22 protein-coding genes and 2 pseudogenes are annotated in these 20,099 nt (G+C 43.8%); 19 read left to right on the forward strand and 5 right to left on the reverse strand.

Annotated elements, in window-relative coordinates:
• From CI597_RS09720 to CI597_RS09740, 6 genes and pseudogenes are all read left to right on the forward strand, one after another.
• The coding region (locus CI597_RS09720; RefSeq protein ID WP_328514489.1) for an RNA polymerase sigma factor at positions 1 to 398 on the forward strand (398 nt) is incomplete at its 5' end.
• Between the two features lie 114 nt (positions 399 to 512).
• Positions 513 to 623: pseudogene (locus tag CI597_RS17965) on the forward strand (site-specific integrase); the annotation flags it as partial.
• 57 nt (positions 624 to 680) lie between these two features.
• Positions 681 to 842 carry a polysaccharide biosynthesis C-terminal domain-containing protein gene (locus CI597_RS19000; protein WP_270430821.1) on the forward strand — a complete coding sequence of 54 codons (162 nt, stop codon included), beginning with the start codon at positions 681 to 683 and terminating at the stop codon, positions 840 to 842.
• Positions 812 to 1,063, forward strand: coding sequence for an AAA family ATPase (locus tag CI597_RS19455; RefSeq protein ID WP_369882342.1), 252 nt, complete (start codon positions 812 to 814; stop codon positions 1,061 to 1,063). The genes CI597_RS19000 and CI597_RS19455 overlap by 31 nt, the downstream gene beginning before the upstream one ends.
• 84 nt (positions 1,064 to 1,147) lie before the next feature.
• A complete protein-coding gene (locus tag CI597_RS09735) occupies positions 1,148 to 2,287 on the forward strand; it encodes an aldo/keto reductase (protein WP_095142935.1) in 1,140 nt (379 codons plus the stop codon).
• Between the two features lie 23 nt (positions 2,288 to 2,310).
• On the forward strand, positions 2,311 to 3,477 hold the full coding sequence (locus CI597_RS09740; protein WP_095142936.1) for an iron-containing alcohol dehydrogenase: 1,167 nt from the start codon (positions 2,311 to 2,313) through the stop codon (positions 3,475 to 3,477).
• Positions 3,478 to 3,501: 24 nt separating this feature from the next.
• Here the strand turns inward: CI597_RS09740 and CI597_RS09745 are convergent, their stop codons facing one another.
• The gene (locus tag CI597_RS09745; protein ID WP_186992434.1) at positions 3,502 to 3,816 is read right to left on the reverse strand and encodes a LysR family transcriptional regulator; all 315 of its coding nucleotides are present in this window, start codon (positions 3,814 to 3,816) and stop codon (positions 3,502 to 3,504) included.
• 502 nt (positions 3,817 to 4,318) lie between these two features.
• On the opposite strand from CI597_RS09745, the gene CI597_RS19460 reads away from it, so the two are divergent.
• Genes CI597_RS19460 through CI597_RS09760 form a run of 3 tightly spaced genes read left to right on the forward strand, consistent with a single transcriptional unit; the run spans position 4,319 to position 6,414 of the window.
• Positions 4,319 to 4,429, forward strand: a complete 111-nt coding sequence (locus tag CI597_RS19460) for a DUF1294 domain-containing protein (RefSeq protein WP_034549215.1) — start codon at positions 4,319 to 4,321, stop codon at positions 4,427 to 4,429.
• 57 nt (positions 4,430 to 4,486) lie between these two features.
• A complete protein-coding gene (locus CI597_RS09755) occupies positions 4,487 to 5,179 on the forward strand; it encodes a response regulator transcription factor (RefSeq protein ID WP_330607081.1) in 693 nt (230 codons plus the stop codon).
• A complete protein-coding gene (locus CI597_RS09760) occupies positions 5,176 to 6,414 on the forward strand; it encodes a sensor histidine kinase (RefSeq protein ID WP_235824595.1) in 1,239 nt (412 codons plus the stop codon). Before CI597_RS09755 ends, CI597_RS09760 begins: the two co-directional genes overlap by 4 nt.
• A 152-nt stretch (positions 6,415 to 6,566) precedes the next feature.
• On the opposite strand, the pseudogene CI597_RS19745 reads toward CI597_RS09760, so the two are convergent.
• Positions 6,567 to 6,689 (reverse strand): annotated as a pseudogene (locus CI597_RS19745) (site-specific integrase); the annotation flags it as partial.
• 262 nt (positions 6,690 to 6,951) lie between these two features.
• Between CI597_RS19745 and CI597_RS09765 the strand changes: the two are divergent.
• The 5 genes from CI597_RS09765 (at position 6,952) to CI597_RS09785 (ending at position 12,394) form a co-directional block, all read left to right on the forward strand.
• Positions 6,952 to 7,866 (forward strand): DUF2268 domain-containing protein, encoded by a 915-nt coding sequence (locus tag CI597_RS09765; protein ID WP_095142937.1) that lies wholly within the window; start codon positions 6,952 to 6,954, stop codon positions 7,864 to 7,866.
• On the forward strand, positions 7,856 to 8,623 hold the full coding sequence (locus CI597_RS09770; RefSeq protein WP_095142938.1) for a MerR family transcriptional regulator: 768 nt from the start codon (positions 7,856 to 7,858) through the stop codon (positions 8,621 to 8,623). The genes CI597_RS09765 and CI597_RS09770 overlap by 11 nt, the downstream gene beginning before the upstream one ends.
• 238 nt (positions 8,624 to 8,861) lie before the next feature.
• Positions 8,862 to 8,996 carry a winged helix-turn-helix domain-containing protein gene (locus CI597_RS18525; RefSeq protein WP_268876117.1) on the forward strand — a complete coding sequence of 45 codons (135 nt, stop codon included), beginning with the start codon at positions 8,862 to 8,864 and terminating at the stop codon, positions 8,994 to 8,996.
• Positions 8,997 to 9,280: 284 nt separating this feature from the next.
• Entirely contained in the window at positions 9,281 to 9,955 is a 675-nt protein-coding gene (locus tag CI597_RS09780; RefSeq protein ID WP_024727171.1) for an ABC transporter ATP-binding protein, read from the forward strand.
• Complete coding sequence (locus tag CI597_RS09785) at positions 9,956 to 12,394, forward strand: ABC transporter permease (protein ID WP_024727172.1); 2,439 nt, start codon at positions 9,956 to 9,958, stop codon at positions 12,392 to 12,394. It abuts the gene before it with no gap.
• A 48-nt stretch (positions 12,395 to 12,442) separates the two neighbouring features.
• On the opposite strand, the gene CI597_RS09790 is transcribed toward CI597_RS09785, so the two are convergent.
• Both CI597_RS09790 and CI597_RS09795 read right to left on the reverse strand, forming a co-directional pair.
• Complete coding sequence (locus CI597_RS09790; RefSeq protein WP_034549159.1) at positions 12,443 to 12,706, reverse strand: hypothetical protein; 264 nt, start codon at positions 12,704 to 12,706, stop codon at positions 12,443 to 12,445.
• A 10-nt stretch (positions 12,707 to 12,716) separates the two neighbouring features.
• A complete protein-coding gene (locus tag CI597_RS09795; protein WP_024727173.1) occupies positions 12,717 to 13,211 on the reverse strand; it encodes a hypothetical protein in 495 nt (164 codons plus the stop codon).
• Positions 13,212 to 13,270: 59 nt separating this feature from the next.
• Here CI597_RS09795 and CI597_RS18150 point away from each other — a divergent pair, with 59 nt between their 5' ends.
• Positions 13,271 to 13,447 (forward strand): hypothetical protein, encoded by a 177-nt coding sequence (locus CI597_RS18150; RefSeq protein ID WP_186992435.1) that lies wholly within the window; start codon positions 13,271 to 13,273, stop codon positions 13,445 to 13,447.
• A gap of 156 nt (positions 13,448 to 13,603) precedes the next feature.
• Here the strand turns inward: CI597_RS18150 and CI597_RS09800 are convergent, their stop codons facing one another.
• Positions 13,604 to 13,831, reverse strand: a complete 228-nt coding sequence (locus CI597_RS09800) for a hypothetical protein (protein ID WP_024727174.1) — start codon at positions 13,829 to 13,831, stop codon at positions 13,604 to 13,606.
• A 204-nt stretch (positions 13,832 to 14,035) separates the two neighbouring features.
• Here CI597_RS09800 and CI597_RS09805 point away from each other — a divergent pair, with 204 nt between their 5' ends.
• The 4 genes from CI597_RS09805 to thiD all read left to right on the forward strand — a co-directional run bounded on the left by CI597_RS09805 (position 14,036) and on the right by thiD (position 20,082).
• On the forward strand, positions 14,036 to 17,698 hold the full coding sequence (locus CI597_RS09805) for a S8 family serine peptidase (RefSeq protein WP_024727175.1): 3,663 nt from the start codon (positions 14,036 to 14,038) through the stop codon (positions 17,696 to 17,698).
• 164 nt (positions 17,699 to 17,862) lie between these two features.
• A complete protein-coding gene (thiM, locus tag CI597_RS09810; protein WP_024727176.1) occupies positions 17,863 to 18,678 on the forward strand; it encodes a hydroxyethylthiazole kinase in 816 nt (271 codons plus the stop codon).
• A 4-nt stretch (positions 18,679 to 18,682) separates the two neighbouring features.
• Positions 18,683 to 19,303 carry a thiamine phosphate synthase gene (thiE, locus tag CI597_RS09815; RefSeq protein WP_186992438.1) on the forward strand — a complete coding sequence of 207 codons (621 nt, stop codon included), beginning with the start codon at positions 18,683 to 18,685 and terminating at the stop codon, positions 19,301 to 19,303.
• Positions 19,300 to 20,082: a bifunctional hydroxymethylpyrimidine kinase/phosphomethylpyrimidine kinase gene (gene thiD / locus CI597_RS09820; protein WP_024727178.1), complete on the forward strand. Its 783-nt coding sequence runs from the start codon at positions 19,300 to 19,302 to the stop codon at positions 20,080 to 20,082. Before thiE ends, thiD begins: the two co-directional genes overlap by 4 nt.
• Positions 20,083 to 20,099 lie beyond the last annotated feature (17 nt).

The following is a 20,099-nucleotide window of genomic DNA, read 5'->3' on the forward strand; positions in this document are numbered from 1 at the left end:
CGACTTACCTCACCGTGCTTTGTAGTATAGCTTCTTTAAAAACTATTTTATCAGCAATGTGGAAAAGTGAAAGACTTTCATTACTATTTGTGCCGCCGACTTGGCGGCGGAATGGAGATTATTATGAGAGAACCAAAGAACGACAAAAAAGATACATTAACCTGATAGAGAAAATATGTTTTGTTGTCTGTGGTATTGAAGTCTTAGTACAGAAAAGCGAGCTTTCTATAGCATTGGAGAAATTACCAGAAATAAAACGAAATGTCCTTCTTCTATCCTGCTTTGAAGAACTTTCAGATACTGATATTGCTGAATTGATGAACGTGACAAGAAACGGAATCTATAAGCGCAGACAGTCAGCATTACAGTTGATGAAAGAACTATTGCAGGAGGAATAACGACATGGCAAAGAACGTAGATAAATGCCCTGCCTATCGAACCATTTCCGTTGCATGGGATGGTAATGAAAACTCAAGAATATCAAGCGAGGTACAGAAAAAGGAAGACAGTATCTTATGAACGCTCTGGAAAATGATACAGAGCCGAAAGTTATCCTCACACCAGAGCAGGAAGAACGCCTGCTTGCCTTTATGGAAACGGATAATATTTACAGCAAGTATTATCATATGATGAATGCCGTCATTCGTGCAGACGGAAGCCCTTCTTAGTCTATGGCTTCTATGCTGCTTGGCGCAATTATAAACATCATTTTAGATCCTGTATTTATTTTTGGCCTGCACTGGGGTATGAAAGGCGCTGCTCTTGCTACGGTTACGGGGCAGTTTCTACCCTCATATTTGAAGCAGCACCGATTGCGGATAACGGAAGCTGCGTCATTTTAGGCAGAGCTGCCGACTATGTATTGCGTAATTATAAGAATGGCATTCGTATCTTTATTTATGCCCCTTCTGATTACCGTATGCGCCGCGTTATGGAAGTATATGGGGACAGCGCAGAGAAAACGAAGAAGAACATTCGCCGTTCCAATGAAGCAAGGGCGGCTGCCGTAAAAAACAGCCGCTGTCTTTTTCTTGTATTCATCTTTTCACAAAATTTTTCTTGACTTGGAGTTAACTACAAGGAGTATTCTTTATATATGGGATACATAAATAATTAACTCGATGTGAAATATTCAAGGAGGATTCGTATGATTTATAAAGATTTTAAAGACAAGAAGCTTTCTGCCCTGGGACTGGGAGCAATGCGTCTTCCGATTATGAAGGGTGGTTCGGATGGACAGATTGATGAAGAGCAGACTGTAAAGATGGTAGATTATGCGCTGGACCATGGGATCAATTATTTTGATACCGCGTATGGCTATCACGACGGACAGTCAGAGATTGTCATGGGTAAAGTATTAGGCAGGTACCCACGGGAGAGCTATTATTTAGCCGACAAGTTTCCAGGGTATGATTTGTCAAACATGGATAAGGTGGAGAGCATTTTTGAAGAACAGCTGAAAAAATGCGGAACAGATTATTTTGATTTTTACCTGTTTCATAACGTATATGAAAAAAATATAGATCCCTATATGGATGAAAAATACGGCATTATGGAATACCTGAGAAAGCAGAAAGAAGCCGGAAGAATCAGACATCTGGGATTTTCCTGTCATGGACGATATGACACATTAAAACGATTCCTGGATACATACGGCGATGATTTGGAATTCTGCCAGATCCAGCTGAATTATCTGGACTGGAAACTCCAGGATGCAAAAGCTAAGGTGGAACTGCTCAATGAATACAAGATGCCGATCTGGGTTATGGAGCCGTTAAGAGGAGGAAAGCTGGCGTCACTCTCTGATGAAAACAGCGAGAAGCTGAAGGCCTGCCGTCCGGATGAGAAAATTCCGGCCTGGGGATTCCGGTTTTTACAGTCAATCCCGGGAGTGACCATGATCCTTTCCGGCATGTCCGATATGGAACAGTTGATGGAAAATGCGGCTACATTTGCACAGGAAAAGCCGCTGACAGAGGAAGAAATAAAGGTTTTGATGGAAGTTACCGACAGCATGCTGGATATTCTTCCATGCACTGCCTGCCGCTACTGTACATCACACTGTCCGAAAAAATTGGATATTCCAACGCTGATGTCTTTATACAATGAGAGCCGTTTCAATATGACGATCATCACACAGATGGCTGTAGGTGCCATGCCGGAAGATAAACGTCCGGATGCATGTATCGGATGTAAAAGCTGTGAAGCAGTCTGTCCGCAGATGCTGAAAATATCTGAGGCAATGAAGGACTTTGCACAAAAGCTTGTACAGCCGGCAGGACTGTGAGAGACAGAAGAAGGAGGAAGAAAATGTTAGGAAATTTCAGTTATTCAAATCCAACGAAATTGTATTTTGGAGAGGATTCCTTAAATTATTTAAATGAAGAACTTCCGAAGTACGGCAAAAATGTACAGCTTGCCTATGGGGGCGGTTCCATCAAGAAAAACGGGATCTATGATAAGGTGATGGAGATTCTTAAGGCAAACGGGAAAAATGTATTTGAGGATGGAGGTGTTATGCCCAATCCTACGGTAGAAAAGCTTTATGAGGGCGTAGAGATTGCCAGAGAACATAAAGTGGACTTCATCCTGGCCGTAGGCGGCGGGTCTGTCTGTGATTATGCCAAGGCAGTGTCTATCTCAGTTCATTGTGAAGAAGATCCATGGGATAAATACTATCTGCGTATGGAGGACGTGGACAATGAGATCATTCCGGTGGGCTGCGTCCTGACGATGGTCGGAACAGGTTCAGAGATGAACGGCGGGTCTGTCATCACCAATCATGAGACGAAGTTAAAGATCGGCCATGTTTTCGGAGAAAATGTATTTCCAAAGTTTTCGATTCTAAATCCCACATTTACATTCACTTTGCCGAAGTATCAGATGACAGCAGGATTCTTTGACATCATGTCTCATATTTTAGAGCAGTATTTCTCAGGGGAGGATGACAGTACCTCTGATTATATCATGGAAGGGCTTTTAAAATCTCTGATCCACAGCTCACGGATTGCCATAAAAAATCCTGCCGACTATGAGGCCAGAAGCAATATTATGTGGATTGCCACATGGGCCTTAAATACTTTTGTTGCAAAAGGGAAAACGACCGACTGGGAAGTGCACATGATCGGACAGTCCATCGGCGCATATACGAATGCGACCCATGGAATGACATTATCAGCCGTATCTTTGCCATACTACCGTTTTCTTATGCCTTACGGCCTTCAAAAGTTCAAACGTTATGCCGTAAATGTATGGGATGTAAATCCGGACGGCAAGACGGATGAACAGATTGCAGAAGAAGGCCTTTTCTGCATGGAATCCTACATGAAAGAGCTGGGTCTTGTCATGAACATCCGGGAACTCGGTGTGACAGAAGAAATGCTTTCTGGGATTGCAGACGGAACCTTTGTCATGGAAGGAGGATATAAGGTTCTGACACATGATGATATCGTTACTATATTAAGAAAAAGTATGTGATTCAGATACCGTTTAAATGTTCTTTCAGTAGGTTAAAAATTTTTCGGCTGGTCTGGAGAAGATCTGATGTTTCTTCCAAAGGATGCTCATTTCTTCTTCCAGCTTTGGTGCCAGAGGGGAGCGGAAACAAAGGCTGCTGTGGGAGGTGTTGATGATTTTGTCAAGACCGACGGCGTATCCTAATCCTTCATCCACAAGCAAAGATGCATTATAGATGAGATTGTAGGCAGTAGTGATATTTAAATCCGTCACCTGGCATTGAAACCACTGCGTTAAGCTGCCGCCCCGGTGTTCCTGTTGGGACAGGGTCTGGAGCTTGAGGGCATTGTATTTTGTCAAATCAACGGTTCCAAAAACGAGCAGCCCTCCGAAAGGTAAAAATGAAAGCTGGGGTTTAAAAAAGAAAGGAGAGATACGATTGAAAAAGGTTTTACACTCTTGCTTGTGGGAGTCTTTGTTTTATCTTTAGCGGGCTGCGGCCGGGACATACGTCAGAGAAAAACCTTAAAGAAAAGCATCTCCGGATAAAAAGCCAAAATGGACAGAACATTATAATTAAGCTGCTGTCCATACAAAAGCTACCTTTTTTTGGGTTGACTGTATGAGTGTGATCGAAGATTCATCGCAGTTTTCTGCGTATGAATCTGGCCTGTCCGAGAAGACGGCTTGAAGATAGACTGAAACAGTTAAAAGCCGGCGTGGAAGCATATGAGGAATGGTTGTCAGGACAATGCTGTGAAAAGACAAAAAAAGAAAGTTTTAACACAGAAAATCGGACTATGTTATAATGAAATGAAATAAGATTTTTACCTTTTTAATTGGAAGAGGGAAAGGAGTTTTCATGAAGTTATTCATAGTCTATCTTGTTTTTATAAATGTAATTACATTTTTTATATATGGGAGCGATAAGCAAAGGGCAAAAAAGAACAGATGGAGGATTCCGGAAAAATAAAAATTTTATGCAGTATGAATTAGACTGACAGGAATACATAGACGGAGGACTGAGGATATGATGAAAGGTAGAATCCTGCTGCTGGAAGACGATGAGAGCTTGAGACGCGGAATTTGTTTTAAACTGGAAAAGGAAGGATACCAAATCTCTGCCTGTCCGGATATCCGGGAGGGCATGAGACTGTGGAATAAGAATACGTTTGATTTGGTCATCTGCGATATAACACTTGAGGATGGCAGCGGACTGGATTTTTGCCGGGACATCCGTCAAAGAAGTAATGTGCGTTTCATGTTTTTGACAGCCATGGATCAAGAAATAGATATTGTCATGGGGTACGAGGCCGGAGCGGATGACTATGTGGTAAAACCATTCAGTCTTGCCGTTCTCATATCCAAGGTTCACGCAGTATTTGCCCGGATGGACGTAAAAGAGGAAAAGATAGAATCCGGAAAAGTATGTGTCCATAAGACAGAGATGAAGGTCATGGTATCGGGAGAAGAGAGAAGTCTTACCAAAAATGAATGGAAACTGCTGCTTTTGTTTATCTCCCATCCAAGGCAGGTGTTTTCTAAAGGTCAGCTTTTAGAGCAGATGTTTGACATGGATGGCGAGTTTGCTGATGAAAACACGGTGGCAGTCAACATCAGAAGACTCAGGGAAAAGATTGAGCCCGATCCGTCTGACCCGGAGTATATTAAAAATATACGGGGGATCGGATATTTGTGGGATAAGGAGTGTACCGGAAATTGATTGGAAAGAGGGAAAAGATCGGCTGGGTCAAGTTTTCCGTTTGTACGGCAGCTATTTTATTATGTATATTTGGATACGCATTATTTTCAGAAGATAGAAGGCTGATCCGGGAAGAAAAGCAGCTGCAGGAAACGGCAGGAATGCTGGAAGAGGGAAAGACTAAGGAAGAGATACTGTATCATATATTTCAGGAAGATGACGAAAAAGCTCTGGAGAAAAAGGGAAAACAGTTTTTTGTCAGGGCAGGTTTTGAAGAAGAGACGAAAGCAAGGTATCAAAGCCGGATGGTGCAGTATATTGTCCATACCGGAGGAGCCCTTTTAGGCGCTTACCTTCTGATTACAGCAGCTGCATATATCTGGACGAGAGAGACCAGCAGGCGGAGAGAACAGGAGTTTGAACAATTCGGCAGTGTCATTGAACAATTTTATACAGGAAATTATCAGGTTCCTTATAAAGAGGAAGAAGGTATGAAAAGTCAGCTTTTCAGCAGACTAAATTCTCTTGGAAAACGTTTGGAAGTGCAGGAGAAGAGAATACAGGATGAAAAAGAAACTACAAAGTCCTTGGTCACTGATATATCCCATCAGCTGAAAACGCCTGTGACATCTTTAAAAATGTGTCTGGAACTTTTAGAGGAAGAAGAACTGTCAAAGGAAGAACAAAAAGAGTTTCTCGGTCAGGCAGTGGGACAGACACGGCGGCTGGACAGCCTCACAAAAGCTCTGATCAATATTTCCAGGATGGAAACAGGCATGATTTCAGTCAAAAAGATCCATGCACCAATCATGGATACCGTCGCCCAGGCAGTCAGCAGTGTTTATGGGAAGGCTCAGGAGAAGAATATCGAGATGGAAGTGGTGAAAAACAGCGACGGGATCGCCGATATGGCAATCCCCCATGATCCTCACTGGACCAGGGAAGCGATTGCAAATATTTTGGAAAATGCAGTGAAATACAGCGGAAGGGATACCTGCATCCAGATCCGTATGATGAGACGGACCAGTTTTTTGAGGATTGAAATTGAGGATCAGGGGATCGGAATTGACAGCAGAGACTATTCCAAAATCTTTCAGCGGTTCTACCGGGGAACAGCACCGCAGGTAAAAAAAGAGGACGGCTCCGGAGTCGGCCTTTATCTTACCAGAAGTATCCTGGAGGCTCAGGGAGGGTCTATTTCTGTTTCTGCGGGGAAACAGGGAAGTATCTTTAAGATACATTTAAGTTTATTATAACTTAAAATAAATTTCTGAATATCTTTTTAAATCTTCTTAAATGTCCGTATAGCCTTATTTTATCGGCTATTCGGGCATTATTTCTATCGGTGGATACTTCACATTTCTTCTTATATATCCTCATGTTTTGGCTTTGAAAAGTGGTAAATTCTTTACGCTATCAAACGTAACAATTCTGATTTCACACCGTCAATAGACGCATGAGCGTACAGGTTCAGCGTGATATTGATATTTGAATGACCCATGATATATTGCAGGCTCTTAGGGTTCAAATTCAGCTTATTCAATCATTTTGACTTTACGATGTGTTTGTTCGTTTACTTTTTGATAACTGCTATCTACTCTAAGAACTTCTTCTAAAATGGTGTCCATTCTATGTATCTGAAAATGTGCTTGCTAAGACAGGTAGAAACTGGAAGATTGTAATGCAATGAATTTAAAAGCAGTGACTGTAATTAAACAATAGAAAAAATTATTTTCCATTGACTTTGACGTTACGTCATAGTGTATTATGTAAAAAAAGAAAGGGGTGCAATTATGAATGTAACTGCTATACGTTCAGATAGTGTCTACAAAAAAATTATGGAAGCACCAATGGACAAAAAAAACGATATTTATCGCTACGAATTGATGATGCCTTTTGAAAAGAAATGGGCCTGTTATAGTGTTCCAATGAAAGCAACAACGCCCAATGGTTATGATGTTATTATGGCAAGTGGTATGCTTGGTCACATTTCACCAACCAAAGTCGATGAAACCCAGGAGCAAAATATTGAACTTATTTCAGACAATAAATTGTGGAAAGTATGTGAGGAGTCAATCCGAAAATCATTGAATTGTTTTGTTGCACAAGGAGTAACATTGCCTGTCAACGATTATCTGTTCACTATTTTGCTTGCCAATGCAGAAAGTCCATATATTATGCTCAACGAGGGATATTGTGGCGACGGTGGGATTCCAGGATATATTTTTTCATGGCTAGTTCCTAACAAATACACTCTGGAACATCTTCCTGTAGCCTTGGCACATGAAACTAATCATAATATCCGTTTTCAATTTATTAAATGGAAAAATGATATTACACTTGGAGAGATGATGGTAAGTGAGGGACTGGCAGAAAATTTCGCCACTTATTTGTATGGGGAAGAAAAGGCAGGACCTTGGGTAACAAAAACGGACATACAAACTTTGAATGAGTACATTAAACCCATAATTTATGAGGGTTTGAATGTTCAAGGTCTTGAAAATCTTAATGCCTATTTATATGGTGATGAAATGGCTAAACTTCAGAATTATCCACAGGTTGGTTTGCCTTATTGTGCTGGCTATGCTTGCGGTTACCACTTAGTTAAACACTACCTAAATAAAACAGGCAAAAATATTGTAGAAGCTACTTTATTATCCGCAAATGAAATTTTAGAAGCTACGGAGGATTTTTGGAATGAACAATAAACCAAAGACCGTTCATGAAGTTGTCTGTTTAACTGGAATTACAGCCCGAACTCTTTGCTATTATGATAAAATTGGTCTGCTAAAACCATCTATCGTAACAGAAGCAAAGTATCGGTTATATACAGAGGATGATTTATACAAACTTCAAGAAATCTTATTTTTTAGAGAGGTGGGTTTTGCCTTAAAAGAAATAAAAGAACTGATTTCCTCTCCTAATTATATCCGATCCGAAGCATTAGAAAAACATTTGAAAATTTTAGAAGCACAAAAGGAACGAATAGACACTTTGATTGCACTTGTTAAAAAAGAAATAAACGGTGCCAATGATATTTCTTTTACTGAATTTTCAAACTCAAAGATTATAGCAATGCAAGAACAGTTCAGAGATGAAGTATTGGAACGTTGGGGAAATACAGAAATTTTCAAAGAATATGAAGCTACATTCTCAAGAAAAGCAAAAATGCTACAAAATGAAAAAATGGAATCATTTTATTTAGTGGCTCAAGATATATTTGAAAGATTAGCCATGTATGAAGATAAACCCGTTGATTGCCCAGAGGTTCAAAAGATAGTTCACAAATGGCAGGAGTATATTACAGAACATTTCTATGAGTGCAATAAACAAATATTATCGTGCTTAGGTAATCTCTACATAACAGACGAAAGATTTACGAATTTTATTAACCGCTTTGGACAGGGCGATCTGGCAAATTTCTTTCATATGGCTATTGAAGTATTTTGCAGTCGTGAGGAATAGAATAGATATAAGTATAATTAATGTAAAAAAACAACAAATAACTGTTACAGAGCCAGACACAAAGATGCAGAACCGATAATCCAAGAATATAGTCTATGGGTTATCGGCCTATTTTTAAGAGGAAGTGGTATCATGGGAAAATACTAATAATTACATTTAATAATGATGAGGAACAACTCCTGTCCTTATTAAAAAGCAAATAAATAGATTTTATATAGACCCTTTTACTAGAACTTTTATTAGTGAAAAAGGAAAGTCAGTATATATAACTGCTAAAGAATTTGACCTACTCTATTTTCTCTATTCTTACAAGGGACAGGTATTTACCAAAGAGCAACTTTACGATAACGTATGGGGACATTTGATTTTCTGATTAAGAAAAAAATTTCAACTAAACATTGTAAAGCATATGAAAAAGATGTACAGTGTTAATATCAAGGAGGGTGTTAATACTAAGAGGAATGATTAGTGCTCATGCTCTTGAACGCTAGAAAAGGTGGCCAGCAAAATATTTATTATGGATTATGCAACAGCAGCATAAGATCAATTATAAATAAAAGAAGTCTTACAAATCTGTAAGGCTTTTTCTTTTGGATTGAAAGCTGAATGTAAGAGGGGGCCTTTATTATAGACAGTAAGAACAGGAGGTATGAAAAAATGCAGAATACAGTCATTTTAGAGACAAAGGATTTATGTAAATATTACGGCAGCGGAGAAAACGAGGTGCGGGCCATCGACCACACATCCCTTCAAATCTACCAGGGTGAATTTGCTGCGATTGTGGGAAAGAGCGGTTCCGGAAAAAGTACTCTTCTTCATATGCTGGGAGGGCTGGACTGCCCTACGGAAGGAAAGATCCTGATTGGAGATAAAGACATCAGTTCCATGAAGGAGGAAGAGATTGCTGTTTTCCGGCGCAGAAAGATCGGATTTATTTTTCAGTCCTTCAACTTAATTTCTTCTTTAAACGTCTGGGAGAACATCGTTCTTCCCATCGGACTGGATGGAAGAAGCGTGAATAAGGTATTCATCAATGAGCTTTTGTGTACACTGGGTATCGAGGAGAAGAAGCACAATCTTCCCAACACGCTTTCCGGCGGCCAGCAGCAGCGGGTTGCCATCGCCAGAGCTATTGCGTCAAAGCCTGATATTATTCTGGCAGATGAGCCGACCGGAAATCTGGATACCAAGACCGGAGATGAAGTGATTTCCCTGCTGAAAATGACAGCTAAGAAATACGGACAGACTTTAGTCATGATCACCCATGATGAGGAGATTGCACAGATGGCTGACCGAATTATCCTGATCGAAGACGGCAAGGTGGTGGATTAAATGAAGGCAGTAACACAGTTATCGAAAAAGAATCTGATGCAGACCAGAAGCAGAAGTATCCTCATTGGGATTTCCATCATGCTGACGACGGCTCTCTTAACGATCATCGGTTTAAGCTGTAATGGATTACTGAAAGCGAACAGCCAAAACAGCTCGATACTCTATGGAGATTTTCATGCCGCATTTACCGGGATCAGTGAAGAAAAAAAGCAGGAGATTTCCGTCAGAGGCGAAATTGAAAAGACAGGCTCCATGTCCTCTGTAGCCACGGTAGAGTTGGGGAAAGCCAGCGGCGTGCTTTCCTACTATGACCAGAATGCCCGTGCAATGTCGAACTTAAAGATGACCAGCCAGAGCAGAATTCCCACTGGGGAAAACGAGATCATGGCCCAGAAATCATTTTTTGAGAACCTCATGAAAAAGAAACCTAAGATTGGAGACACGGTCACGGTTCCTTACCGGATCAATGGGGAAGGAGACGTACTGAGAAAAAAATTTACAATTACCGGATTTCTACCTGACAGTGAAATGAATGACCTGAAACAGGCATACGGGGCCGTAGTATCAAAAGAATTTTTTGAAAAGGCTGTCCCTGTGGACCAAAGATCCTATACGGTCTGTGTGAAGATGAATAAGGCAGATAAAGTCACAGAAAACGGACTGAAGGAGAGTATCAATCACCTTGCAGAGAAACTTTCCATCCCTGAAAAAAATGTTTCCCTGAATACGATATTTATTATGTGGGATACGGACCCAGGGGTAGAAACCGTGGCTGCAGGAGTATTTATCGCGGCGGTTGTCATCTTATTCAGCATCGTTGTCATCTATAATATTTTTTATGTCGGTATGATACAGAAGGTACAGGAATACGGGAAACTGCGGGCCATCGGAATGACAAAGAAGCAGATGAAGCAGATGATCTTCCGGGAAGGCATGATATTGTCCGGCATCAGCATTCCTGTTGGACTGATTGCAGGTTATTTTGGAACAGAGCTGTTTTTCGCAAAGATCGCCGGGTTTAGCAGTGTAAACGAAGCCATCAACGAAGTGATCGCAGATACTCAGCTGTTTAGCATACCTGTTTTGGCCGGAGCAGGGATACTTTCGCTGATTACCGTCTGTCTTTCCATGAAGCATCCGATGCAGATTGCAGCCAAAGTGTCTCCGGTGGAAGCGGTACGGTATCAGGAGAACACCGGGAAAAAGAAACAGAAGCGGAAAGGATACAGGCAGGTAAATTTGATCGGTCTTACCAGGGCAAATTTGTCGAGCAACCGGAAACGGACATTGATGACGATCTTTACTATGGGGTTAAGCTGTGTAATGTTCGTGACCATCGCCAATCTGTGCGGCAATATGGACCCGGCCTATGAGGCTGAAAAAGATGTGAAAAAAGGAGATTTCTATCTGACACTGGATACGAAGCTGGATGATAAGACCTATCCGGAGAGAAATCTGAACCGGGTTCAGGAACAGGGGCTCATGAATGCTTCGGTAGTAGATAAGATCAAAAATATCAATGGTGTTACAAAGGTAGAGACTGGTAAATGGGCCGCAGTAAAAGTCCGGGTAAATGGAGAAGAAGGAACTTCGGTCATTCAGATTTTATCCAAAGAGGATTTTGATGCATTTGTAAAAAGCGAATTAGAGCGCGGAAGTGCGGACTATGAGCAGATGGTAAAAGAAAATGGAACCGTCTATCTTTGGGATTACTTTCTCGATGAAAATGGGTATCGCATCGGGGAAAAGATATCTATGGATCTGCTGGATGGAAAGAGGAAAGTACCTCTTACGTTAAAAATTGCCGGTTCTTCAAATTCGCATTTAGATGCCAGTTGGGCTATGACAGAGGAGACATTCAAGAAGTTCCATGTGAAAGGGGATCTGACCAGCGAAATTTATGTTTCCTGCCGTCCGGAAAAAAAGCTGGCAGTGGAAAAACAGCTGAGGAAACTTACAGGAGGCAGCGAGTTTTATGACTTGCTCTCTTACGATGATGCATACCGTACTGCGGATCTTAGCATTGGGTTTCTCAGGGACTCTTTATACGCCCTACTGTTTGTCATTGGGATCATTGGATTTATGAATATGGCGAATACATTGATTACAAGCATTGTTACGCGGAAAAAAGAACTTGGAATCCTTCAGGCACTGGGGATGACCAATGTACAGCTGGCCAGAATGCTCCAGATGGAAGGGCTGATCTTTACGGTGGGTACGCTGCTGATATCACTGACCTTTGGAAATGCCGCCGGATATATTCTGTTCCTGAAATGTAAGAATACCGGAATGATCGGTCTTAATGACTATCATTTTCCCATGGCTGAGATACTTGCGATGTCAGGCATCCTTCTGATGCTGCAGATCATTCTGTCCGCATTTATGAGCAGGAAGTTGCAGAAGGACTCTCTGGTTGAACGGATAAGATACGAAGAATAAATATAAAAAAATTTCCGGAATACTTTTTAAAAGTATCCGGAAATTTTTTTAAAGTATCATATTTCTCAGCATTTCAAGTCTCTGTTTTTCCTGACCGGTCATAGTTTCCGAGAGAGCGTCGATGATGATGCCCGTTTCTTCGTTGGTAAATGCGATGCCCTGTTCTGCCAGGCGGCTGGAGGCTGCCATAAGATCCGGCAGGATGTCTTCCAGGTTTTTGCCCCGGCATTGGTTCACGAGAAGTTCCATAATTTCTATTTTCTTTGAGTCGATGCTCTGAACCGCGCGATTCATTTTCCATTGTTCATCCATGCGGGATACCTCACTTTTTCAGAATTTGATTGATTTGATTTAACAGGTCACTGTTGGGTGCGTTTGCTGCTTCCTGCTTCTCAGGCTGAGACTGGGACATAAACAGCGGCATTAGTTTTGCCATCATGTCAGAATCGGCTGAAGAATTGCCGGGTGAAGCATTGGCATTCGGATTTGCCTGAAGAAAATCCTGATAGGACTGGTACATTTTTGCCATTTTCATCATCTGGAGTATCTGATCGATTTGTTTTGAGGTTTCCTTAGGCGCCCGCATTCTCATCGCGGTAAGCATCATTTCCAGAGAGGCATTGTTCTGGTCCAGCCCGCATGCGGAGAGAGTATCCTCATCGTCAAAGTCTTCCATGATGTTTTGGAGTTCATGGAGTTTGATGTAAAGAGCTGCAGATTTTTTCAGATTGGGAGGGAGATAAGGGAGCGCGTCTTCCAGCATATTGGACGAGTCGTCACGGAAAAAGTGCTCCCAGTGGGTTTGTTTTTGATCCATTTTGTCACAACCTTAGGTTTTATTCTCATATCCTATATTATTAGGAGGTGAAGAAAATTATGAGTGAAATTTTTGTAGAAGAAGAAAATACCGTTTACGAACTGGATGAGGAATGTCTCAGAAGAAAAGGAAAAATGGGATTTTCAAGACAGGGAAATGGAATCATGAAAAAGCAGAGTATGGAAGGCGGCAGCATACTGATTTTGATCGTTGCCCTTTTATGCTGCTTTAAATAATAGATATTTCAGTGTCCGGGGGATCACTTCCGGACACTTTTTTCATTTCACAGGAAAGTTCTACGACCTTCCCTATGAAATAAAAACGCTCCGCGGCACACAAAAAGGGCAGCAGGTTGATTACCCGCTGCCCATGGTTTATCAGGACATATCAGATTAGCATCCGCATCCGCAGCCACTGCCGCCGCCGAATCCGCCTCCGCAGCAGCACAGTAAGATGATGATCCAAATGATAGAATCACATCCACATTCGCATCCGTCTCCTCTTCCGAATCCGCAGTCGCCTCCGCAGCAGCATAATAAGAGAATAAGAAGAAGACAGTTGTTTCCTCCGAATCCTGAATTGCATGATGTTCCGCAACCTGTTGCAGCTAAATCACTCATGTTGTTTCCTCCTTGATTTTATTTACAGTTTATATTATTCGGTCTCTTCCAATGTGTGCCGGAAAAAGAAAATCTTTTTATTTGCCTGTTACTTTTTTCTGGGAGAAAACGGGGGTTAAAGAATTGTAAGTAAATTGTAACAAACGTAATGAGAAGGTGTGTTATACTCTAACAATAAGATATAAGCAGGGGGAAGGAGAGCGTATGAGGTATTTTAAAAGATGGGCAGCATGGCTGATGTCGGCGGTTCTTTTGGGAACATCGGCTCCCGCCGCGGTTAGTGCGGCTTCCGGAAAAGACCAGGTGACAGAGATGAAAAAGTTGCTTTCCGGCAGACAGGAAGCAGGATATGCGGAGGGAGAAGCACTGGTCATGTACCGGACCACAGTATCAGGGCAGAGGAGCAGATCCGTTCCTTTTTCCTCCGGAATCAAGGTAAAGCAGGCCTGGAATTTTTCGGCGGATGTAAAAGGGAAGACAAGGAGCGCTTCCCGGGACTCTGCAGTTTCTATTGCCAGAGTGACTTCTGGAAAGAGCACAGATGATCTGGTCAGCCAGCTGAAGAAGGAGCCGCAGGTGATTGCGGCACAGCCCAATTATAAGATCAGGCTTTTGGGAGGCAGCGATCCCTGTTTTGATTTTCAGTGGGCAAATAAAAACAGCGGTCAGAATGGCGGCAGTGCCGGGAAGGATGTCGGCTATGACCAGTTTTATGACAAGACATCCGGGTCCAAAGGCAAAGAAACGGTTGTGGCGGTGGTTGACACAGGGATCGACCTCGAACATGAGGATCTCAGGGACAGGCTGTGGACAAACAGGTCAGATGTGATCGCCGGCAGACATGGCTATGATTTTGCCAACCATGATGCAGACCCTTCCGACGATTACGGACATGGGACCCACTGTGCCGGCATCATTGCTGCTCAGGCAGGCAACGGCAAGGGTATTGCGGGCATCAGCCAGAGCAGTGATATTAAGCTGATGGCACTGAAGGTGTTGGATGAAGACGGAGACGGTGAAATATCTGACGTGATTGATGCCTACTATTACATTTATAAGCAGCAGATGGAAGGTGTCAATGTGGCGGCCATAAACAATTCCTGGGGAATAGATGAGGCTGAAGAACAGGAATTGATGAAATATCTGATCGAGCTGGTGGGAAAGAAAGGGGCGGTGACAGTCTGTGCCGCCGGAAACGACAGTAAGGACAATGAAGGGACCGCATCTATTCCGTCAGGCATCGACAGCGATTACGTGATATCGGTTGCGGCATCCAATGATAAAGACGGACTGGCTTCCTATTCAAACTATGGGAAAGAGTCTGTACATATGGCGGCACCGGGGAATCAGATTTTGTCCACAGTCAATGAAGACTGTTTTAATCCTTCGATTTACAGTGACGGCGAGAGAAACTCCAACTGCCAGTTTTATAAAAACTTTAATGACGGTGATGTCTCAGAGATAAGGACAGAGGGAGCAGGCAGCATCGGAAAAGGTACGGTGACGGTATCTGCGGACAGTGATTATTTTGGAAAAGAATCCGCCGGAAAGTCAGCGAAGATCTCAGTGAAGGATGCAGTGCCCGGAGATATTTATACAGTATATCTTCCTTATGACAGTGCCAAGGGCGCTACAGACTCTTATCTGAGCACGATGCTGAAGGCCTCCAGCAGTCTGGCAGTGGAAGGCGGGGCCGGGCTGGTCATCGCAAAGGACTATAAGCTCGATGAAGAAGGTCAGATTGAAGATCCGCTGACGCCGGAAGATGTCGTCATAAGCATGACGACGGGAACGATCCCTATGATGGCAGCCAACGGCGAGTCGGACACATGGGGACATCTCTCCTATCCAACCCGCAGCACGACAAAGAATGAAAAGCGTGCGGTTGGTATTACCCTGGTCGTGTTAGAGAAGCAGGATTTCACGATCCTTCTGGATGACACTGCAGTCAGCAAGGCAGGTGTATTAAGCCGGAATTTCGGAAAATATGATTTTTCCAGCGGAACATCCATGGCTGCGCCTCTGGTGAGCGGTGCTGTGGCGAACACTTCCTGGTACTATGGCAAGAAGGATGCACTTTCCAACAGGGAAACAGTCCTTGGAATGACAAGAACAGTCAAGGATCTGCCTGTGATCACCAGGGGAGTTCTGGATGGCAGGAAGCTGTCTGATCAGAATGCAATCCTCACCGGGGCAGCAGTTTCCGGGGGCAGAGTTGTTCTCTCAGGGAAAGGATTCGGAGCAGGCGGTACCGTAAAGATCAACGGAAAGACAGAAAAGACAGCATCCTGGAGTGATACAAAGATTGTTCTGGAAAACAGACAGTTAGTAAACCGGGTCGGCAAAGTCGAGATTCTTACCGGCAGCGGAAAATCTGTCACCGGATCATTCTACTTTATAAAAGGTAAGAACGGGCCGAAAAAAGTCTTTTCAACCGAGGATATTACAAATGGAGGGGATGCAGTCTCCGATGGCAGGAAGCTGTATTATCTGGACAAAGAGCTGAATCTTTATGTGATGGATGAGGAGGAACAGGAGTTTTCCAGAGTAGCCTCTATGGCACGGGAAAAAGCATTTGCAGGCATAAAAAAGGGAGAACTGGACCGGGCAGATCTCAGTCTGGATTCAGCACCGGTCTACTGTGACAGGGCTGTCTATGCGATAGCCGAGGCGGACTTGGGATATGAGACAAAGAGGTCTCTTGTGAGTTACTCATTTCAGACGAAATCATGGTCGAGAGTTGACTCCTATGTGTCGAAAACAGGCGGGGCCAAACTGGAGGGGTCAGCTCTGGCAGCCTATAATGGGAAGATTTATGTGATCGGAGGCCGGAATAAAAAGACCGGAGCTATGGAAAAGAGCGTCTTTGGCTACGACAAGGAGAAAAAACAGTGGTCCAAAGCCCCCGGACTTCCGGAAGGGCGGTATCAGAGTGTTGCTGTCCAGTCAGGAAACCAGCTGATCCTCACCCTGGGCAGCAGCGGGAAGAAAGGGGAGATCCCCAAGAATTTGGTTTATAGTGACAAGAGCAGGAAGTGGGTGAAAAAATCAGCTTCTCTGATACCGAAAAATAAAAGCGAAGAGATATATACGGCGAGTGTGGGTGTATGCAGAGATGGTCTTGCCTATGTGGGCCTTAGTACAGACGGCTGCGGAAATGTGTTCCGGTATTCTGTTTCCAAAGACCGTTTTGAAGCCATGGATTATCAGGCATTCTTTAAAGAAGATATCATAGGGACAACTGTCGGCTCACGGTTTCTTTTCATGCCTGTGACGGAACAGGAAGATTTCGATTATAAAAATTTAAACAGCATGAAGACGCCGGTTCAGGCTAAAGCACAGAGCGATGAAGACGACGATTATGACGACAGCTGTACGGTATATTCTTATCCTGTAACATCCGGGCTTGTGACGGTGAAAGCGAAAACAAAGCATGGAACCATCTCTGGAAAGGGAGAATACCTGCCGGGGCAGAAGGTGATGGTAAAGCCGAAAGCCGCAAAATATTACTGCTATAAGCCTTCTACTATGAAAGCGGCAGGTAAAAAGGTGAAAGGAAGCAGTTATTCCTTCTGCATCACGGGAAATGTAACAGTATCCGCAGTATTTAAGAAGACTGTTGTAAAACTGAATAAGAAGAAGCTGACTCTTAAAGCTGGAGGGAAATACCGCCTCAAAGCAAAAGTAAAGACTGTGGGCAAAAAGAAGTCGGTTACATGGAAGACGAGTAAGAGCAAGTACGCCACGGTATCCAAAAAGGGCGTGGTAAAGGTGAAGAAGGCAGGCAGAGGAAAGACAGTCACAATCTATGCCAGAGCCAAAGACGGTTCCCGGTCCTATGCGAAAATCAAAGTAAAAATCCGATAGCAAAACCGAAAAAATGATCCCTGTGTTTCTGAATTATAGTATATCCAAAGGGCACACCGTATTTCATTCCCTGCGGGTGGACGCGCGTAGCGCGGTAAGGTATAATCAGAGATACAGGGATTTTGTCTGCTTTATTTCAGAAATCATTATCAGGAGGAATTTTTATGTTTGAAGACATATTACATAATGTACAAAAGCAACCGTCTCTTGTTCACTGTATAACCAACTATGTGACGGTCAATGATGTGGCCAACATGGTGCTGGCGTCCGGCGGTTCGCCGATCATGGCGGATGACAAGAGCGAGGTGGAGGAGATCACGAGTATCTGTACCTCACTTGTGATCAATATCGGGACGCTGAATGCGAGGACCGTTGAGGCAATGGTGCTGGCCGGAAAGAGGGCCAATGAACTGGGACATCCGGTTATCCTTGATCCGGTGGGAGCAGGCGCATCCTCTATGAGAACGGAGACGGTAAAGAGACTTTTAAAAGAGGTCCGGTTCAGCGTGATCCGGGGAAATATTTCTGAGATCAAGACGGTATTTGAAGGCAGCGGGGCAACGCCTGGTGTGGACGCCAGCGAAGCAGATGCCGTGACGGAAGAAAACCTTTGGGAAGCAGCGGACATGGCAAAGCGTTTGTCTGCACAGACCGGTGCAGTTGTTGTGATCACAGGAGCCACAGATATAGCAGCAGATGAGCATAAAGCTTTTATTTTAAGAAATGGTGATCCGATGATGGCAAAGATCACCGGAACCGGATGCATGCTTGACGGAGTCATCGCAGGATTTGTGGGGTCCAATCAGGACAAGGTTTTGGAGGCCACGGCTGCGGCTGTGTGTGCCATGGGATACTGCGGAGAGAAGGCCAGAGCAAAATGCGAAGGCACTTCTTCCCTGAGGATGCATTTGATCGATGTCATGAGCAGCCTGACGGCGGATGAACTGGAAAGGGGTGCGGACGTTGAGAGTAGAATCTGAGGCAATGGCCCTCTATGCGGTGACAGATTCGGCATGGGTGGGCAAGCAGACATTGATGGAACAGGTAAAAGATGCGCTGGACGGAGGTGTTACATTTCTCCAGCTCAGGGAGAAAGAGCTGGATTATGATGCGTTCTTAAAAGAAGCCGGGGAGATGGCGGAGCTGTCCAGGCAGTACGGAGTGCCGTTTGTCATCAATGATGAAGTAGAGATCGCACTTAAATGCGGAGCCGACGGAGTCCATGTAGGGCAGGAGGATATGGCGTGCCGGAATGCCAGGAAGCTTCTGGGGCCGGATAAGATCATAGGAGTATCGGTCCACAATGTAAAAGAGGCATTAAAGGCGCAGGCCGACGGGGCAGATTATCTGGGGCTTGGAGCCGTGAAAGCCACGCCTACAAAGACCGATGCCAAGGTGGTAAAATTCGAGGAGATAAAAAAGGTATGTGATGCAGTAGATATACCGGTCGTAGCTATCGGAGGGATCAAAAAAGATAATTTAATGGAGCTAAAGGGCAGCCATGTGGACGGGATCGCAGTTGTCTCCGCCATTTTCGGCGCCGAGAACATTAAAAAAGAGACGGAAGAATTGCGAAAGAAAGCAGAGGAGATGAGGGTACGATGAAGACAGTATTAACCATTGCGGGATCTGACTGCAGCGGCGGGGCAGGGATTCAGGCTGATCTAAAGACTATGGCGGCCCATGGAGTTTATGGAATGTCAGCCATAGCGGCGCTGACCGCGCAAAACACTACTAAAGTTGCAGGAATTTATAATGTTTCAAAAGAGTTTCTGGAGCAGCAGATGGACTGTATATTTACAGATATTTTCCCGGATGCAGTTAAGATCGGAATGTTATCGAAAAAGGAACTGATCCAGGCAGCTGCCGAAAAGCTGAAGGAATATGGAGCAAAGAACATTGTACTGGATCCGGTTATGGTGTCTACCAGCGGAAGTCGGCTGCTCAGTGAAGATGCCATCGGCACATTGAAAGAAACTTTGTTCCCTCTGGCGGATATCATCACGCCAAATGTGCCGGAGGCGGAGGTGCTTTCCGGAGTGCGCATCCAGACAAAAGAGGATATGCAGGAGGCAGCTGCAAAGATCGGGGAATACTTTGACGGAGCGATCCTGATGAAGGGAGGGCATTCGGTGGAGGATGCCAACGATTATCTGTTTTGTCATGGAAGGGTAAAGACGTTCCGGGGTACAAGAGTGGACAATCAAAATACCCACGGGACAGGCTGTACTTTATCCTCTGCCATTGCGTGCAACCTTGCCATGGGATGCGATATGGAGACAAGCATTCAGAATGCGAAAGAATATATCACCGGCGCGTTGCTTGATGGACTGGACCTTGGAAGAGGCAGTGGTCCTTTGAATCATATGTACCGTCTGAAATAAAAAAAGCGTCGGCCAAG

The organism is Anaerostipes hominis (ex Lee et al. 2021), assembly GCF_002270485.1.
GTDB classification, from domain to species: Bacteria; Bacillota; Clostridia; order Lachnospirales; family Lachnospiraceae; genus Anaerostipes; species Anaerostipes hominis.

Bases quoted from the DNA above. Each gene is read 5' to 3' on its own strand.
- CI597_RS09790 (WP_034549159.1), bottom strand. From the start codon at position 12,706: ATGGATGAACAATGGAAAATGAATCGCGCGGTTCAGAGCATCGACTCA.
- CI597_RS19000 (WP_270430821.1), top strand. From the start codon at position 681: ATGCTGCTTGGCGCAATTATAAACATCATTTTAGATCCTGTATTTATT.
- CI597_RS19460 (WP_034549215.1), top strand. From the start codon at position 4,319: ATGAAGTTATTCATAGTCTATCTTGTTTTTATAAATGTAATTACATTT.
- CI597_RS09735 (WP_095142935.1), top strand. From the start codon at position 1,148: ATGATTTATAAAGATTTTAAAGACAAGAAGCTTTCTGCCCTGGGACTG.
- thiD (WP_024727178.1), top strand. From the start codon at position 19,300: ATGAAGACAGTATTAACCATTGCGGGATCTGACTGCAGCGGCGGGGCA.
- thiE (WP_186992438.1), top strand. From the start codon at position 18,683: ATGGCCCTCTATGCGGTGACAGATTCGGCATGGGTGGGCAAGCAGACA.
- CI597_RS09780 (WP_024727171.1), top strand. From the start codon at position 9,281: ATGCAGAATACAGTCATTTTAGAGACAAAGGATTTATGTAAATATTAC.
- CI597_RS09740 (WP_095142936.1), top strand. From the start codon at position 2,311: ATGTTAGGAAATTTCAGTTATTCAAATCCAACGAAATTGTATTTTGGA.
- CI597_RS09805 (WP_024727175.1), top strand. From the start codon at position 14,036: ATGAGGTATTTTAAAAGATGGGCAGCATGGCTGATGTCGGCGGTTCTT.
- CI597_RS09770 (WP_095142938.1), top strand. From the start codon at position 7,856: ATGAACAATAAACCAAAGACCGTTCATGAAGTTGTCTGTTTAACTGGA.
- thiM (WP_024727176.1), top strand. From the start codon at position 17,863: ATGTTTGAAGACATATTACATAATGTACAAAAGCAACCGTCTCTTGTT.
- CI597_RS09800 (WP_024727174.1), bottom strand. From the start codon at position 13,831: ATGAGTGATTTAGCTGCAACAGGTTGCGGAACATCATGCAATTCAGGA.
- CI597_RS09785 (WP_024727172.1), top strand. From the start codon at position 9,956: ATGAAGGCAGTAACACAGTTATCGAAAAAGAATCTGATGCAGACCAGA.
- CI597_RS09795 (WP_024727173.1), bottom strand. From the start codon at position 13,211: ATGGATCAAAAACAAACCCACTGGGAGCACTTTTTCCGTGACGACTCG.
- CI597_RS09765 (WP_095142937.1), top strand. From the start codon at position 6,952: ATGAATGTAACTGCTATACGTTCAGATAGTGTCTACAAAAAAATTATG.
- CI597_RS18150 (WP_186992435.1), top strand. From the start codon at position 13,271: ATGAGTGAAATTTTTGTAGAAGAAGAAAATACCGTTTACGAACTGGAT.
- CI597_RS09755 (WP_330607081.1), top strand. From the start codon at position 4,487: ATGATGAAAGGTAGAATCCTGCTGCTGGAAGACGATGAGAGCTTGAGA.